The sequence below is a fragment of the Planomonospora sp. ID67723 genome (assembly GCF_015711605.1).
Taxonomy (GTDB): Bacteria; Actinomycetota; Actinomycetes; order Streptosporangiales; family Streptosporangiaceae; genus Planomonospora_A.
The window spans coordinates 626,942-642,678 of record NZ_JABTEZ010000003.1; the positions used below are offsets into that span (position 1 = coordinate 626,942).

Annotated in this window: 12 protein-coding genes; 6 read left to right on the forward strand and 6 right to left on the reverse strand. The window is 71.1% G+C overall.

The annotated features are described in order from the left end of the window. Window positions 1-153: 153 nt before the first annotated feature. The 3 genes from HS041_RS24510 to HS041_RS24520 form a co-directional block, all read right to left on the reverse strand. Window positions 154-1,470, reverse strand: a complete 1,317-nt coding sequence (locus HS041_RS24510; protein WP_196443148.1) for an extracellular solute-binding protein — start codon at window positions 1,468-1,470, stop codon at window positions 154-156. Continuing rightward, the gene (locus HS041_RS24515; protein WP_196443149.1) at window positions 1,467-3,287 is read right to left on the reverse strand and encodes a substrate-binding domain-containing protein; all 1,821 of its coding nucleotides are present in this window, start codon (window positions 3,285-3,287) and stop codon (window positions 1,467-1,469) included. The genes HS041_RS24510 and HS041_RS24515 overlap by 4 nt, the downstream gene beginning before the upstream one ends. A 305-nt stretch (window positions 3,288-3,592) precedes the next feature. Beyond that, on the reverse strand, window positions 3,593-4,537 hold the full coding sequence (locus HS041_RS24520; protein WP_196443150.1) for a LysR substrate-binding domain-containing protein: 945 nt from the start codon (window positions 4,535-4,537) through the stop codon (window positions 3,593-3,595). A gap of 95 nt (window positions 4,538-4,632) precedes the next feature. On the opposite strand from HS041_RS24520, the gene HS041_RS24525 reads away from it, so the two are divergent. Next, the gene (locus HS041_RS24525; RefSeq protein WP_304609545.1) at window positions 4,633-5,187 is read left to right on the forward strand and encodes a peroxiredoxin; all 555 of its coding nucleotides are present in this window, start codon (window positions 4,633-4,635) and stop codon (window positions 5,185-5,187) included. Continuing rightward, window positions 5,187-5,723: an alkylhydroperoxidase, AhpD family gene (gene ahpD / locus HS041_RS24530; RefSeq protein WP_196443152.1), complete on the forward strand. Its 537-nt coding sequence runs from the start codon at window positions 5,187-5,189 to the stop codon at window positions 5,721-5,723. The genes HS041_RS24525 and ahpD overlap by 1 nt, the downstream gene beginning before the upstream one ends. A 39-nt stretch (window positions 5,724-5,762) precedes the next feature. Here ahpD and HS041_RS24535 read toward each other — a convergent pair whose 3' ends face one another. The 3 genes from HS041_RS24535 to HS041_RS24545 form a co-directional block, all read right to left on the reverse strand. Next, window positions 5,763-6,569 (reverse strand): DUF2306 domain-containing protein, encoded by an 807-nt coding sequence (locus HS041_RS24535; RefSeq protein WP_196443153.1) that lies wholly within the window; start codon window positions 6,567-6,569, stop codon window positions 5,763-5,765. A 120-nt stretch (window positions 6,570-6,689) separates the two neighbouring features. Continuing rightward, window positions 6,690-8,651 carry a methyl-accepting chemotaxis protein gene (locus HS041_RS24540; protein WP_196443154.1) on the reverse strand — a complete coding sequence of 654 codons (1,962 nt, stop codon included), beginning with the start codon at window positions 8,649-8,651 and terminating at the stop codon, window positions 6,690-6,692. A gap of 159 nt (window positions 8,652-8,810) precedes the next feature. Then, the gene (locus HS041_RS24545) at window positions 8,811-10,364 is read right to left on the reverse strand and encodes an MDR family MFS transporter (protein WP_196443155.1); all 1,554 of its coding nucleotides are present in this window, start codon (window positions 10,362-10,364) and stop codon (window positions 8,811-8,813) included. Between the two features lie 81 nt (window positions 10,365-10,445). On the opposite strand from HS041_RS24545, the gene HS041_RS24550 reads away from it, so the two are divergent. From HS041_RS24550 to HS041_RS24565, 4 genes are all read left to right on the forward strand, one after another. Continuing rightward, window positions 10,446-11,006 carry a TetR/AcrR family transcriptional regulator gene (locus HS041_RS24550; protein ID WP_196443156.1) on the forward strand — a complete coding sequence of 187 codons (561 nt, stop codon included), beginning with the start codon at window positions 10,446-10,448 and terminating at the stop codon, window positions 11,004-11,006. 137 nt (window positions 11,007-11,143) lie between these two features. Beyond that, a complete protein-coding gene (locus HS041_RS24555) occupies window positions 11,144-12,997 on the forward strand; it encodes a fatty acyl-AMP ligase (RefSeq protein WP_196443157.1) in 1,854 nt (617 codons plus the stop codon). Between the two features lie 2 nt (window positions 12,998-12,999). Next, window positions 13,000-13,269: an acyl carrier protein gene (locus tag HS041_RS24560; RefSeq protein WP_196443158.1), complete on the forward strand. Its 270-nt coding sequence runs from the start codon at window positions 13,000-13,002 to the stop codon at window positions 13,267-13,269. Beyond that, window positions 13,269-15,656, forward strand: coding sequence for an MMPL family transporter (locus HS041_RS24565; RefSeq protein ID WP_196443159.1), 2,388 nt, complete (start codon window positions 13,269-13,271; stop codon window positions 15,654-15,656). Before HS041_RS24560 ends, HS041_RS24565 begins: the two co-directional genes overlap by 1 nt. The last annotated feature ends 81 nt before the right edge of the window (window positions 15,657-15,737 follow it).

The following is a 15,737-nucleotide window of genomic DNA, read 5'->3' on the forward strand; positions in this document are numbered from 1 at the left end:
AAGCACCTCGTCCCCAGGGTCGGGAGGGCGACGATCAAGACGCTCAAGGCCGACGACGTGGACAAGCGGCTGGAGCCCCCGGCGACCACCCCGCAGGCGAAAGAGAACGGCCGCGAAGGGTGACGGCGAGCAAGCCGATCGTGGTGACACTCCTCAGCGCCCGGCCAGTGCAGCCTCCAGGCGGGGTGCGAGGTCCGCGGTGAAGCCCTCGGCGCTCTCGCAGCCGCTCGGCCTGAGCGACCAGCAGGTGAGCAGCCCGTGGACCTCCGAGCGGAGAACCTGGCTGAACCGGCTGTAGTACGGCGAGGGCGGACGGACCCGGGCGCCGGTCAGGGCGCGCAGGAGCGTTTCCGGCGGCGCGACCTCGGACCGGGGCTCCGACCCGGCCGCCGCAGGCACGGAGTCACCGCAGCGGGCCCGCGCGTAGAGCGCGGAGACCCTCGCCGGGGCGAACCCTCCGCAGTGGTAGAGCATCCCGGCTGCTTCGGGGCCGGTCAGCGCAGCCACCAGTCGCTGGGCCTCGCTCGGCCGGCCGGTGTTGCCGGACACGGCGAGGTACTGCCCGCCCAGGACACTGGCCCAGGGGAGCGGGGTCGCGGCGAAGTCGACCCCTCCCTCCGGTCGCTCCCCGGAGAGCACCTGGTATGCGGAGGGCCAGTGCCGCAGGAAGAGCGCCTGCTTCTTCCGGAAGGCGGTCAGGGACTGCGCCTCGAAGCCGTTGCGAGCGTCGCCCGAGATCACGCCCGCCCGCACCGTGTCGACGAGCCGCCGGACGGCCTTCCTGCCCCTTTCGGTGTCGATCACCACCCGGCCGGCGGAGTCGACCACCTCCCCGCCGTTGGCCCAGATCGCCTCGAGGACGTTGACCGTCAGCCCTTCGTAGGAGGCGAACTGCCCGGCGAAGGGGAGGGCCGGTGAGGCGAGCCTGGACCTGTGCTCCTGCGCCAGGGCGAGCATCTCCGGCCAGCCGGCGGGAGGAGCGGTGACGATGTCGGAGCGGTAGTAGAGCAGCCCCACGTCCGTGTTGAAGGGGACGGCGTACTGCGTGCGCTCCCAGGTGCCCGCGGACCAGATCTGGGCGAGGAAGTCGTTGGTCACGCTGTGCGCGGTGGTGTCGATCGGCAGGAGATGGCCCCCCGCGGCGAACTCCGGGATCGACTGGATGTCGAGGTTGAACACGTCGTAGTGCCCGGTCTCCGCCTGGGCCGCCGAGATCATCTCGCTGCGCTGCTCGTCCGCCACCTCGGAGATCACCACGAAGCACGCCCGGGGGCGCTTCCGGTCGGAGTTCCAGACGGCGTCGAGGACCCGCTCGCGCACGCCTCCCGAGACGTCGGCCCCGCTGGCGATGCGCAGCACGCAGCCGTCCTGGGGCCGCCCGACGGCCGGCTCCGCGGCGCTGCACGCCGGCAGGCAGAGGACCGCTACGGCGGCCACGGCGGCGGCCACGGCGCGGAACGGGCGCCTCACCGGCGCCTCCTCAACTCGTCGAACACCTCGTCCAGCGCCCGTTCGGGATCGCTGCTCGCGTCGTAGCAGGACATCAGGCCCTTGTCCCGCAACTCCGGCAGTGGTCTCTTCGCGCAGCCCTTCCCGGTGAAGGAGAGCATCACCAGGCGGACGTCGCCGCGCTTCCGCAGATCTTCCGCCGTCAGGCCCGCGGGATCACCTCCGTCGGTGAGGACGAGAACGACCCGACGGTCCTGATCGCCGCCGATCGAGGCCATCCGGTCGAGCGCGTCGATGATGAGGGAGCGCATCTCGGGGTCGGGGCGGGAGGGGCGGACGTCCATGACGGCGTCGAGTCTTTCGACGAGGGACTTCCCCTCATCGGTGACGGCCGCCGGACCGCTGTCGTGGCCGTCCTCGGGGAAGAAGGTCCGCACGCCCGTGGTCTGCTCGCCTCGCCTGCCGGTGACGACGAACTGGGCGAGCCTGCCCGCCGCCATCAGCCGGCTTCCGCCGCCCGAGGTCCTGTTCCCCATCGAGCCGGAGTTGTCGATCAGAAGGAGGACGTGCTCGGCGAGCCGGGTCCTGGACCGGTAGAGCGTGCTGATCACTGGAGCCTTCCAGTCCAGCGCCACCGGCGCCTCGCGCTTCAGCCACCCGTTCCCGGGCGGCAGGCTGCCGGTGTCCAGACGGCCCCGGTGGTCCCGGAAGCCGTAGCGGGGGAGCGTCTCCCGCAGGGCGCCGCAGAAATCCTCGACCGCCCGCCTCACCGACCCGGGCCGTTCCAGATCCGACCACAGAGTCGGGACGCAGATGTAGTGCAGGGCGTGTCCGCCCTTCGGGTAGACGGCGGTCAGCGGGGAGGGCCCGCCCGCGGGAGTCTTTCCCGCCATCGGCACGGTGGCGAGCCCCGCGAAGCAGCCGTCCGGAGCGCGCGATGCCGAGGCCGTGCCGGACAGGGCCAGATTGACCTCGTGGAACTGCTGCTCCGTCATGACCACCGGAGGAGCCGTGGTGCCGGCGGGATACCGGCACATCACCTCGTGGACGTTGTCGTCCGGCCGGACCTCCTCCGACAGGCCCTCCGCCGGACCGGCGGCCGTGGCGACCAGTCCGACGTTGGAGGCCAGCGGATAGGTGCGGATCACCCGGCGGGTGCTCGACCTCGGGCGCAGCAGGTAGGCCCAGTCGTGGGCGCCGGGTCTCAGGTCGTCTCCGGCGAGGTCGTCGGCGAGGCCGGGAGGGGCGGCGATGACCAAGGGCGAGGTGGCGACGGTCACCGGCTCACCGAGCGTCAGCTTCGGGTCGCGCCGCCCGCGCACGTAGTCGACCTCCTCGGGGAAGTCGGCGATCCACCCGTCGGGCCGGGCGCCCGGAGGCGTCTTCGGCGTCCGGCCCCCGGACGGCTCGACGGGAAACGCCCAGTTGTGGAGCCGGTTCCGTATCCCGTCGGCGGGCAGTGCGCTGACGTTCACGTTCACCCCCCGGCAACCCCACCAGTTGACCTTGTCCTCCATGAAGGCGTCGGCCGCCCGCCGGACGGCGGGAGCCGTCTCATCCGACACGGCGAACGTGACCTCGACGGGAATCCTGCAGGGACTCCACGGAGGATCCCTGACGAGGAGAAAGCAGAGAACTCCGACGGTGAGCAGAATCCCCGACGAGAGAAACCACCAGACCCTCTTCTGCACCCATCGGAAGAACGAATCGAAAAGGGCCGTCAGTTTTCTCGGAACGGTGCGGCGGAGCCAGTTGAGGGCGCCCAGCGGGATCTCGGGAACGACGGTCAGCGCAGTCAGCCCCACGATCCCGCAGATCAGGACGATCTTCCATGTCATGGAGACCGATAGGGCCAGTAGCACGAGAAGGATCTGGACAAAGGCATTCAGAACGCCTGTCGTGAGCTGCAGGGCCCGTTCCTTGGGGCTGGTGCTGCGTGGTGGGGAGGGATCCTCTATCGCGGTGTCTCCGCCGTCCGTCATCTTTCAGCCGCTCCTGCGCAGGCGGTCCCCGAGCCTTTGTTCGCCCACCCTACGATGGATCATCGATGATAACGACGCTTTTCACAATCGGTGAGACGCCGACGGCGGTCGTATTCCGGATTCCGGCCTGAACGGCTCGGAGCTCACCGGCCGGTGGGCGATCAGGAGATGATCCGGACCGGGAGGCGTCTCGCCTTGACCGCCCCCCGGACGGCCCTGGCCAGCTGGGCGTACTCGGCGGCCCTGGCGGAGCTCGCCCGGTAGGCCAGGCCGATGGTCCGGCCCGGCGCCGGATCGGCGAAGCGGCGCAGCGCCAGCCGTACCCGTTTGCCCGTCTCCACGCCCGCCGCGGACTCCGGCAGCAGGGTCACGCCGAGACCGCCCGCGACCAGCTGGACCAGGGTCGGCAGGCTGGTGGCGTAGGTGGCGGCGGTGGTGCGCGCGCCCACCTCCCGGCAGACGTCGACGGCCTGCTCCCGCAGGCAGTGCCCCTGGTTCAGCAGCACGATGTCCAGCCCTTTGAGCACGCTCCGCTCCAGCGGCCCGTCCTCGGCGGCCAGCGGATGGCCGCCCGGTACGGCGAGCAGGAAGTCCTCCTCGTACAGCGGCTCCTCCACCAGCCCCGCCACCTCGGTCGGCAGCGCCAGCAGCACCAGGTCCAGCCGCCCCTCGCGCACCTCCTCCAGGATGACCTCGGTCTTCGCCTCGTGCACGGTCGGCCTCAGCCGGGGGAACCGCCGCGAGAGCATCGGCAGCAGCGCCGGGAGCAGGTACGGCGCGACGGTAGGGATCACCCCGAGGTGCGCCGGGCCGCTGAACGGCTCCCGGCTCCGAGCCACCTCGTCCATCAGCTCCTCCACCGCGCCGAGCACCCGCGTGGCGTGCACCGCCACCTGCTCGCCCGCCGGGGTCAGCAGCACCTTCCTGGTGGTCCGCTCCAGTAACCGCGTGTGCAAAGTCTCTTCGAGGGCCGAGACCGCACTCGACAAAGAGGGTTGGCTCATCCGGAGCGAGGAGGCCGCCTCCCTGAAGTGCAGGTGATCGGCGACTGCGAGGAAAGCCCGCAGCTGGGCGAGGGTGGGCAGGGATTCACTGATAGGAAACACCTCTCAGATTGGTCCGATCGCTCGATTTCTCGGATCAATGTTAGATGCGGCAAGGTGAACATCGACAACGACGTCTCTGCAAAGGAGCTCCGGACTTGCTCACCATCGGTGACCGCTTCCCCGAGTACGAACTCACGGCCTGTGTCTCCCTCGACCCGGAGAAGGCGTTCGAGACGATCGACCACAAGACCTACGAGGGCAAGTGGCGCGTGGTGTTCTTCTGGCCGAAGGACTTCACGTTCGTCTGCCCCACGGAGATCGCGGAGTTCGGCCGGCTCAACGAGGAGTTCTCCGATCGCGACGCCCAGGTCCTCGGCGTCTCCACCGACTCCGAGTACGTGCACCACGCCTGGCGCAAGGACCACCCCGACCTGCGCGACCTGCCCTTCCCGATGCTCTCGGACATCAAGCGCGAGCTCTGCACCGACCTCGGCATCCTCGGCCGGGACGGCGTCGCCCAGCGGGCCACCTTCATCGTCGACCCGAACAACGAGATCCAGTTCGTCATGGTGACCGCCGGTTCCGTCGGACGGAACGTCAAGGAGGTCCTCCGGGTCCTCGACGCGCTCCAGTCGGACGAGCTCTGCCCGTGCAACTGGAACAAGGGCGAGGCCGGTCTCGACGCGCAGAAGCTGCTGGCCGGCGCCTGATGTCGATCGACGCCCTGAAGGGCTCTCTCCCCGACTTCGCCAAGGACGTCAAGCTCAACCTGGGCTCGCTCGTCACCACCTCCTCGCTGACCGAGCAGCAGCTCTGGGGCACGCTGCTCGCCTGCGCGGCGGCGACGAAGTCCGCCCGGGTGATCGCCGAGGTCGCGGCCGAGGCCGCCGACACCCTCTCGGCCGAGGCGTTCAGAGCCGCCAAGGGGGCCGCGGCCATCATGGCGATGAACAACGTCTACTACCGGTCGATGCACCTCATCGGTGACGAGGCGTACGCCACGATGCCCGCCAAGCTCCGCATGGCGATCATCGGCGCCCCGGGTGTCGACAAGGTCGACTTCGAGCTGTGGTGCCTCGCGGTGAGCGCGATCAACGGCTGCGGCCGCTGCCTGGAGTCGCACGAGCAGGTGCTGCGCCAGGCGGGCATGCCCCGCGAGCAGATTCAGGAAGGAATCAAGATCGCAGCGGTGGTCAACGCCGTCGCCGCGGTCCTGGAGTCCGAGGCCGCCCTGGCCGCGGTCTGACCTTTCCCCGTCGGGTTCCCCGTCCGGGCCGGGCGGGACTCACGCGGACAGGCGGGGGCGGGTGCCGACGGCGGTACGGCGGCGGCGCCTGGCGGCGTCGCCGCGCTCCAGCCACCACTCGGCCAGCAGCAGGGAGGTGGTCCAGCCGAGCCAGGTGGCCAGGCCGGCGATGGCCTGTACCAGCGCGGTCTCGCTGCCGCCGAAGGCGGTGTCCAGCTGCGGGACCAGAATGATCGCCGCGATCGCGCCCCAGATCCGGTTCGTGATGATCGACATGGTCAGCGCGAAGCTGCGGATCATCCACCTGCGGTGGTCGGTGAAGCGGCGCTGCCGGGCCGTACGGAACCCGGCGACGGTGAAGGCCAGCCAGAGGGCGGCGAGTATGACGTTGCTGACCCGCGCCATCGGGCCGAAGGGACTGAACGCCCCGATCACCAGGCCCAGGGCGCCTGCCGGGAGGACCCCGCCGAGGACGTACACCCGCCCGGCCAGCCGGTGCACGGCCGGGTGGCGCTGCCGGAACCACGGCCAGATCTGCAGGCAGCAGGTGATCATCGCCACCGCGCCGAACAGGATGTGCGCCACCAGGAGCGGGTGGTACGCCGCGAAACCCTCGGGCGGGGGCACCCGGGACAGGCTCGGGTCGAGGGAGAGGTACGGCGGCAGCGAGAAGGCGAGGAAGGCGAAGGCCACCACCGCCAGGGGCGCCACCCAGGGCCGCCGCCACCAGCGCACGCGGGGGACGCCGGGCCTCACCGCCTCCATCCGCCCGGTCCGGCCCGTCCCGGACGGGATCCGGGACGGGCCGCCCTTGGCCGGGTCCACCGTGCTGGTCTGCTCTGCCATGCCGGACTCCTCACGTGGATGTGGTCTCCGTGGGAGGAGCCTCGCCGGGGCCGCTGACGGTTCGCGCACCGATCACTGACGGCGGTCCCGGGGTACGGCGGAAGCGGCCGGGCGGGACCGTCAGAACCGGAACCGGCCCACCAGCGACTTGAGCTCGCCCGCCAGCGCGGAGAGCTCCTGGGCCGCCAGCCCGGTCGAACCGCTGCCCGTGGTCGTGGCGTGCACCGCCTCCGAGACGTCCCCCATGGCGCGGGCGATGTCGGCCGAACCCGCGGCGGCCTCCGAGACGTTGCGGCTCATCTCCCTGGTGGTGGCGGTCTGCTCCTCCACGGCTCCGGCGATGGTGGTCTGCAGGCCGTTGATCCGGTCCACCACCTGGACGATCTCGTCGATCGCCCGGACCGCCGCCTCGGTGTCGGCCTGGATGGCGCTGACCCGGCCGGTGATGTCCTCGGTGGCCTTGGCGGTCTCCTGGGCCAGGTCCTTGACCTCCCCGGCGACCACGGCGAAGCCCTTGCCGGCGTCGCCGGCGCGGGCGGCCTCGATGGTGGCGTTGAGCGCCAGCAGGTTGGTCTGCTCGGCGATGCTGTTGATCGCCCTGACCACCTCGCCGATCTCGGAGGAGGACTCACCGAGCTTGGCGACGGTCTGCGTGGTGGACTGCGCGATCTGCGCGGCCCGGATGCCGACCTGCGCCGCCTCGGAGGTGCTGACGGAGATCTCCCGGATGGAGGCGTCCATCTCCTCGGCGCCGGCGGCGACCGTCTCGATGTTGCCGGACACCTTCTCGGCGGCGCCCGAGACCGTTCCCGTGCGCTGGGCGGCGCGCTCGGCGCCGTCCCGGAGCCCGTCGCTGATCATGGTCAGGGACTGGGCGGACGCCGCCACGCCTTCGGCTTTGTCGTTGATCTGCTGCACCATGTCGGCGATCTTCGCGGTGAAGCGGTTGAACGCGGCTCCCAGGGCTCCGATCTCGTCGCGGCGGGTCTCGTCCACGCGCTGGGTGAGGTCGCTGTCGCCGTCGGCGATCTCCGCCAGCCTGTCGCGGAGCCGCACGATGGGACGGGTCAGGCCGGTGCCGAGCAGCCAGACGACCACGGCGGCGGCCACGCAGGCGATCACCGAGGCGAGCAGCACCGTGCGCCGCATGCCGTCCGAGGCCGCGTTGATCGTTTCCTCGGGCACGCTGACGACCACGGCCCAGGCGTCTCCGGTGGACAGGCTGACGGGGGTGACCACCGTGGTGGCCGGTTCACCGAGGAACGCGTCGTCCCTGGTGGAGCGGACCGCGTCCGTGCGGCTCAGCGCCGTCGCGATGTCCGAGGCCACGGCCTGGGGGAACGGTTTGCCCAGCAGCTTCTCGTCGGGGTGGGCGACCACCGTGCCACCGGAGGTGGCGAGGGCCACGTAGCCGGTGCCGTAGGGCTTCTTCTTCGCCAGCGCGGCGCTCAGGTCGCTGAGCGCGAGGTCGACGGTGACCACGCCGTGGAACCTGCCCTCCACCATGATCGGGGCGGTGGCGGTGGTCATCAGGACGTCCTCGCCGTTGACCGGGTAGACGTACGGGTCCACCACCAGGTCCTTGCCGGTCTGCCGGGGGACCAGGTACCAGTCGCCGGCTCCGGGGGTCTCGTAGTCGGTCAGCGGCGCGGCCTTCAGCTGCTCGCCGTCCCGGTACCAGTAGGGGAGGAAACGGCCGGTCTCGTCACTCTGGGCGCTCCCGCGGAAGGCGGTGTCACGGCCGTCGAACGCGTCGGGTTCCCAGCCGGTGGACATGCCGACGAACTCCGGGTGCGCGGCGAGGGTGTCGCGCACCAGGTTGCTCACCGTCTCCCGGTCCGTGGCCCCCGCCGACTTCAGCGAGGCCATCGTCCGGGCCAGGGTGTGCGCGGTGTGCGAGGCGCTGTCGATGATGGACCTGATGTCACCGGCCTCCCGGTGCGCCAGCTCCTCGGTGTAGTCGCCGGCCTGCTGTTGCGACAGCCGGCTCGACTCGATGGTGACGATGGTGAACAGGGTCGTGATGGCAGCCGTCACGAGGGCCAGGACGCTGATCACGAGGCGGGTACGGATGGTGTGCACGGGAAACTCCTTCTGGTGTTCCCTCCATCGGATGCCGGGCCGTCGGTTTGAGGCTTATCCGTACTCTGTTTCCGTGTTTCCGTCCGGGGGCCCGGCCCGGCCGTACACGGGAAGCGCCCGGGCCGGCGGAGAGGGCCCGGGCACCGGCGGCCGGGGCGTTCAGTCGGCCGGGGCGGCCGGGGCGGCGGAGCGCAGCGGGATCTCCTTCAGGAAAAGGGCGGCGACCGCACCGAGGACCGCGATCGGGACGCCGACCAGGAAGACGGTCTGGATGGCCCGGGTGAAGGCCTCCAGGACCACCTCCAGCACCGGGGCGGGCAGGTGCCGGATGGCGTCGGGGGAGCCGAGGCCGGCCGTCGCGCCGCCGGTCGGCGGCAGGTGCGCGGCACTGGCCAGGGAGACCAGCTCGGAGCTGAGCCGGTTGCTCAGGATGGCGCCGAATGCGGCCACGCCGACCGCGCCGCCCAGGGAGCGGAAGAACGTCACGCCCGAGGTGGTGACGGCCAGGTCGGAGCGGATCACGGCGTTCTGCGCGGCCAGGACGAGGATCTGCATGGCGGCGCCGAGCCCGATGCCGAGCACCGCGACGTCCACGCCGACCACGAGCAGCGAGCTGTCGACGTGCAGCCCGGACAGCAGGGACAGGCCGAGCGCGACGAGCAGCATGCCCGCGATCGGGAAGGCCTTCCAGCGGCCGGTCCTGCTGACGAACCTGCCGGCCACGACGGAGGAGAGGAGCAGGCCGAAGACCAGGGGGAGGGTCATCAGGCCGGAGCCGGTGGGGCTCATGCCCTTGACGATCTGCAGGTACTGGGGGAGGAACATCATCGCGCCGAACATCGCGACGCCCACGAGCAGCGAGGCGAGGCTGGAGAGCACGAAGGTGCGGTTGCCGAACAGGCGGGGCGGCAGGATCGGGTCGCCGGCCCGGCGTTCGGCCAGGACGGCCAGGCCGAACATGGCCAGGCTGAGCGCGCCCAGGCCGTAGGTCCAGGCGGAGTTCCAGCCGAACTCCTTGCCGCCGAGGGAGAGCAAGAGCATGAGGGCGGTGGTGCCGCCGGTGATGAAGGTGGCCCCCCACCAGTCGACCTTGGTCTCGCGGCGGACGAACGGCAGCTTCAGGACCTTCTGGATGACGACGAAGGCGACGACGGCCAGCGGTACGCAGATCCAGAACGTCCAGCGCCAGGACAGGTTGTCGACGATGAAGCCGCCGAGCAGTGGTCCGGCCACGGTGGAGACGCCGAAGACCGCGCCGATGTAACCGCCGTAGCGGCCGCGCTCGCGGGGCTCGACGACGTCGCCGAGGATGATCTGCGGGAGCGCGGCGAGGCCGCCGGCGCCGATGCCCTGCACGGCCCGGGCGGCGATGAGCTGGCCCATGTCCTGGGCGAACCCGGCCGCGACCGAGGAGAGCACGAAGACCACCAGAGATGTCTGGAACATCAGCTTGCGGCCGTAGAGGTCGGAGAGCTTGCCCCAGAGCGGGGTGGAGGCGGTCATGGTGAGCAGGGTGGCGCTGGCCACCCAGGCGAGCTGGTCCTGGCCGCCGAGGGATCCCACGATCGTCGGCAGCGCGGTGCCCACCACGGACGTCGAGATCATCGACGTGAGCATGGCGAGCATCAGCCCGACGAGAATCTCCAGCACCTGCTTGTGCGTGAAGCGAGGTGCCGCCTCGGCCGCAGCCTCGGCCTGTTGTCCGGTCAGCATGGACCATCCCCCAATACATGTACGATGCATATAAGTTAGTAGACGCTCGTTTACTTCGTCAAACCTGGAAGGATCGGGCGGATGGAAGAGGTACGGCGCCGCGACCGGGAGGGCACGCGGCAGCGCATTCTCGACGCCGCACGGCGGCTGTTCGCCGATCTGGGCTACGACCACGTGACGATGCGCTTGATCGCCGCCGAGGCGGACGCGAACATCGCGCTGATCAACCGCTACTTCGGCAGCAAGCGGGAGCTGTTCGCCGAGGTGATCGCCATGCAGGGACGCTTTCCCGGAGTTCTGGAGGGACCGGGGGAGGGACTGCCCCGGCGGCTGGCGGAGTACGTCGCCGACCGCCTCCGTTCGGACCGGAGCAGCCCTGTGATGGCGGCGCTCAGCCGCTCGTCGGCCAGCCCGGAGATCCACGGCATCATCAAGGACCGGGTCAACTCGGCGATCATGGAGCCGCTCGCCGCCCGGCTGTCCGGTGAGGACGCCCGGATGCGGGCCTCGATCGCCACCGCGCTCATCACGGGGGCCGGGACGCTGCGCCAGCTCTACGGCCCCGAGGCGCTGGACGGGCCCGCCTACGAGGCCGTGGTGGCGCGGTTGACCAGGATCTTCGAGGTCTGCCTGGAAGGGTGATCCCCGCTGGCTGGGGCGGGAGGGGAAAGATACTAAATTTCGGCGTAAAACCGGCTGCTTGCTTGTGCGGTGCAGGGCTGTGACCGGCTGATCCCTCCTCCTATGTTGGGTTGTCTTGCCGTCGCGGGAGATGACCAATGTCCTTTGTGCAACGGGTGCGCGCGCAGGCCGAGCGGTACGGGCACGAGCGGTCCTACACCTTCGTGGAGGACCGCAGGGGGGAACTCGCAGAGAGCCGCCTGACCTTCGCCGAGGTCGACGGCCGGGCCAGGTCCACGGCAGCGTGGCTGGCCGGGCGGCGGATGGAGGACCAGACGGCGCTGCTGCTCCACCCCGCCGGGCTGGAGTTCCTGACCGCCTTCCTCGGCTGCCTGTACTCCCGCACGATCGCGGTGCCCTCGCCGCTCCCGCAGACCGACCCCCGGGCGCTGGAACGTGCCGAGGGGATCATCAAGGACGCCGACGTACGGCTGGTGCTCACCGACGCGGCCAACCGCGACATGCTCGCCGGCTGGCTGCGCGAGGTCGGCCTGGACGGCACGGTCGAGTGCGTCGCCACCGACACGCTGGACCTGCCGGACCCCGGAGCGTGGACCGAACCGGAGATCGGGCCGGACACCCTGGCCTACATGCAGTACACCTCCGGCTCCACCAGCGAGCCCCGCGGCGTCATGCTCACCCACGCCAACCTGCTGCACAACGAGAACGAGATCTGGCGGGCGATCGGCTCCCCCGAGGAGGGCGTCGGGGTCGGCTGGCTGCCGCACTACCACGACATGGGCCTCATCGGCATGCTGCTCCAACCCATCTACGCCGGGGGCGACCTGTACTTCGCCTCCCCGATCTCCTTCGTCATGCGCCCGGCGCTCTGGCTGGAGATGATCAGCCGCTACCGGGCGGGCTACACCGTCGCGCCCAACTTCGCCTACGAGTGGTGCGCCGCCCGGGTCACCGACGCCCAGACCGCCGGGCTCGACCTGTCCAGCCTGAGGTTCGCGCTCAACGGGGCCGAGCCGGTGCGCCCCAGCACGCTGCGCACCATGGTCCGCCGCTTCGGGCCCGTCGGTTTCAGCGAGAGGGCGTGGGCTCCGGCGTACGGGATGGCCGAGGCGACCCTGGTGATCACCGCCACCCCGCTGGGGCAGGGGCCGCGGATCCGCCGGTTCGACGCCGCGGCGCTGGAACGGCACGAGGCGGTCCCGTCCGGCGGCGGCAGCGGCGTCGAGCTGGTCGGCTGCGGCCGGCCGGTCACCATGGTCGTGGAGATCGTCGACCCCGATACCCGCGTGCCGCTCGGCGACGGCCGGGTCGGCGAGATCTGGGTGCGCGGCGGGAGCGTCGCCCGGGGCTACTGGCAGCGGGAGGAGGCCACCCGCGACGCCTTCGCGGGCCGTACGGCGGGCGGCGGCGGGCCCTTCCTGCGCACCGGGGACCTCGGCTTCGTCCTGGACGGCGAGCTCTACGTCACCGGCCGGATCAAGGACGTCGTCATCGTCAACGGCCGCAACCTCTACCCGCAGGACCTGGAGGAGGCCGCCCGCGAGGTGCACCCGGCGCTGGGCGCCGCCGCCGCCTTCGGCGTGCAGCCGGCGCGGGTGGCGGAGGGGACCGCGGCGCGGGAGTCCGGAGAGCACGTGGTGGTGGTGCAGGAGGTCAGGGAGCAGCGCCTCGGCGGCGTTTCCGCCCCGGAGCTCGCCCGCCGGGTGCAGGCCGAGCTGGCCCGCGTGTTCGGCGTGCCGTCCATGAGCGTGGTGCTGGTCCAGCGGGGCGGGGTGGGCAAGACCACCAGCGGCAAGATCCAGCGGTCCCGCACCCGCGAACTGCTGCTGACCGGGCTGCTCCCGGCCGTCCACGCAGAGGTCACCGCAGAGGTCGCCGCAGAGATCGCTGCAGAGATCGCTGCGGGCATCGCCACAGAGACCACGGCCGCGGCAGAGGCCGCCGCGGGACTCACCGCCGCAGTGACGGCGGTCGCAGAAGAGGGAGACTGAACATGTCCGCCGACGCCGGGATCGTCATCGACCTGGACACCATCCGCGACTGGCTGCGGGCGCAGGTGGCCTCCTACGTCATGCGCGCGCCCGAGGAGATCGACCCGCTGGTCCCGGTCGCCCAGTACGGCATGGACTCGGTCTACTCGCTCAGCCTCTGCGGTGACATCGAGGCGGAGTACGGCCTGGAGATCGAGCCCACCCTGGCCTGGGAGCACCCGACCGTCGAGGCCATGGCCGAGCACCTGCGGGGCAGGCTGAGCGCGGCCTGATGTCCCGCCGGATCTCCGATCTGCTGTGCGGGCGGCGCACGAAGTGGCTGGTGCTGGCCTTCTGGCTGGGCGTCGTCGCCGTCGCCGGGTCCTTCGCCGGCCGGCTGGAGTCGGTGCAGAAGGACGACATCGCCGCCTACCTGCCCGGCAGCGCCGACTCCGCCCAGGCGGTCAAGCGCATCCTCGGGATGCAGGGGGAGAACCTCTCCCCGGCGACGATCGTCTACGAGCGGCGCGGCGGCGTCACCCGGGACGACGAGGAGGAGATCGCCCGGGACATGAAGGAGTTCGCCGGGATCCAGGGCGTGGTCGCCGAGCTGCCCACGCCGACCGGCGGCAGGAGCTTCGACCGCGAGGACCTCGACCGGGAGCTGGAGCCGTACCGCGACGCCGAGGGGAACCTGCCCGGCCGGCTCCGGGCCGTCGAGGAGAAGCTCCGGATCCCCAAGCTGACCAAGACGATCAAACTGCTCGTGGCGCAGCGGTCCAAGGACGGCGAGGCCGTACAGGTCGTGGTCATCGTCAAGGACCACGGCGGGCGGGAGACCGCCCGGATCATCGACCGGGTGCGGAAGGTCCTCGACGCCGGGCGCCCGGCCGGGCTGGCCGCGCACATCACCGGCATGGTCGGCTTCCAGGCCGACGCGCTCGCCGTCTTCGCCACCGTCGACACCGACCTGCTGCTGGCCGCGATGGGCGTGGCCGTCGTCGTGCTGCTGATCACCTACCGCAGCGCCGTGCTCTGGCTGTTCCCGCTCGGCGTCGTGCTGGTCGGGCTGACCGTCGCCGCAGGGGTGAACTACGGCCTGGCCGCCGCAGGGGTGATCACGGTCAGCAGTGTGGCGGTCTCGCTGCTGATGGTCCTGGTGATCGGGGCGGGCACCGACTACGCGCTGCTGATCGTCGCCCGCTACCGGGAGGAGCTGCGCCGCCACGAGGACCGGCACGAGGCCATGGCGGTCGCGCTGCGCCGGGCCGGACCGGCGGTGGTCGCCAGCGCGGCGACCGTGGTGGCCGGGCTGCTCTGCCTGGTGGTGGCCGAGCTCAACTCCACCAAGGGGCTGGGGCCGGTCTCGGCGGTCGGGGTGACGAGCGTGATGCTCGCGATGATGACGCTGCTGCCCGCGACCATGGTGGCCTTCGGGCGGTGGGTGTTCTGGCCGGCCGTCCCGCGCTACGACCCGCACGCCGGAGAGGGCCCCGCCGATGGCGGCGGTGGCGGCGTGTGGCGGGGACTGGGCGGGCGGATCGCGCGCAACCCCCGGCTGGTGTGGATCGCCACCTTCGCCCTGCTGGCGGTGTGCGCGACCGGGCTGGCCGCCTACCGGGAGGGCGGGCTGGACAACGCGGACGTCTTCCTGAGCAGGCCGGACTCCGTCGTCGGGCAGGAGGTGGCCGCCCGGCACTTCCCGGCGGCGGCGGCCGACCCGGTCCAGGTGGTGACCACCGAGCAGTACGTCAAGGACGTGATCGTGGACACCGCCCAGCGCCCCGAGGTCACCGCGATCTCGCTGGGCGCCGCGGGCAACGGCGACATCCTGCTCAACGTGACCGTGCGCACGGGCGACGGCAGGGAGTCCGAGCGCCAGGAGGTGCTGGCCCTGCGCGACCGGCTGCGCGCGGTGGCCGCCCCGGACGTGAACGTGGGCGGGACCGTGGCGCTCATCGCCGATCTGGAGCGGGGCGCGCAGCGGGACCGCGAGGTGATCATCCCGCTGGTGCTGCTCGTGGTCTTCGCGGTGCTCGCCCTGCTGCTGCGCGCCCTGGTCGCGCCGCTGCTGCTGCTGGCGACCGTGGTGGTGTCGTTCCTGGCCACGCTGGGGATCAGCTCGCTGGCCTTCACCCACCTGTTCGGCTTCGCGGGGGTGGACCAGGGGTTCGTGCTGCTGGTCTTCGTCTTCCTGGTGGCGCTCGGCGTCGACTACAACATCTTCCTGATGCACCGGGTGCGCGAGGAGGCGCACCGGCACAGTACGGCGCGCGCCGCGATCCTCGGCCTGGAGGCGACCGGCGGGGTGATCACCTCGGCCGGCGTCGTGCTGGCGGGCACCTTCGCGGTGCTCGTGGTGCTGCCGCTCTCCCAGACCGTGCAGATCGCCTTCGCGGTGGCCGTGGGCGTGCTCCTCGACACGCTGATCGTCCGCTCGGTGCTGGTCACCGCGCTCACCCTGGACGCCGGTGACGCCATCTGGTGGCCGGGCCGGCTGGCCAGAGGCTTCCGCTGGTGGCGCGGGGGCCGCCCGCTCGCGCGGTTCCGGAGCTCGCGGGTGCGGCCCCAGGTCATGCTCAGGCCCCGGCGGCTGGTCCGCCCGCGCGTGACGCTCAGATCCGGCCCGGCCATCTTGGGAAAACGCGAAAAGAGGGAGGGAGAGTTTAGCACCAAATGACAATTCTAATTATTGCGAGGTAGATCACACGTGTGATTTACTTCCCGGTAACAAATGATGGGCAGGTCCTCGCACACAATG

Coding starts and splice junctions, on each gene's coding strand:
- HS041_RS24515 (WP_196443149.1), bottom strand. CDS start 3,287: ATGACATGGAAGATCGTCCTGATCTGCGGGATCGTGGGGCTGACTGCG.
- ahpD (WP_196443152.1), top strand. CDS start 5,187: ATGTCGATCGACGCCCTGAAGGGCTCTCTCCCCGACTTCGCCAAGGAC.
- HS041_RS24535 (WP_196443153.1), bottom strand. CDS start 6,569: ATGGCAGAGCAGACCAGCACGGTGGACCCGGCCAAGGGCGGCCCGTCC.
- HS041_RS24545 (WP_196443155.1), bottom strand. CDS start 10,364: ATGCTGACCGGACAACAGGCCGAGGCTGCGGCCGAGGCGGCACCTCGC.
- HS041_RS24550 (WP_196443156.1), top strand. CDS start 10,446: ATGGAAGAGGTACGGCGCCGCGACCGGGAGGGCACGCGGCAGCGCATT.
- HS041_RS24555 (WP_196443157.1), top strand. CDS start 11,144: ATGTCCTTTGTGCAACGGGTGCGCGCGCAGGCCGAGCGGTACGGGCAC.
- HS041_RS24560 (WP_196443158.1), top strand. CDS start 13,000: ATGTCCGCCGACGCCGGGATCGTCATCGACCTGGACACCATCCGCGAC.
- HS041_RS24565 (WP_196443159.1), top strand. CDS start 13,269: ATGTCCCGCCGGATCTCCGATCTGCTGTGCGGGCGGCGCACGAAGTGG.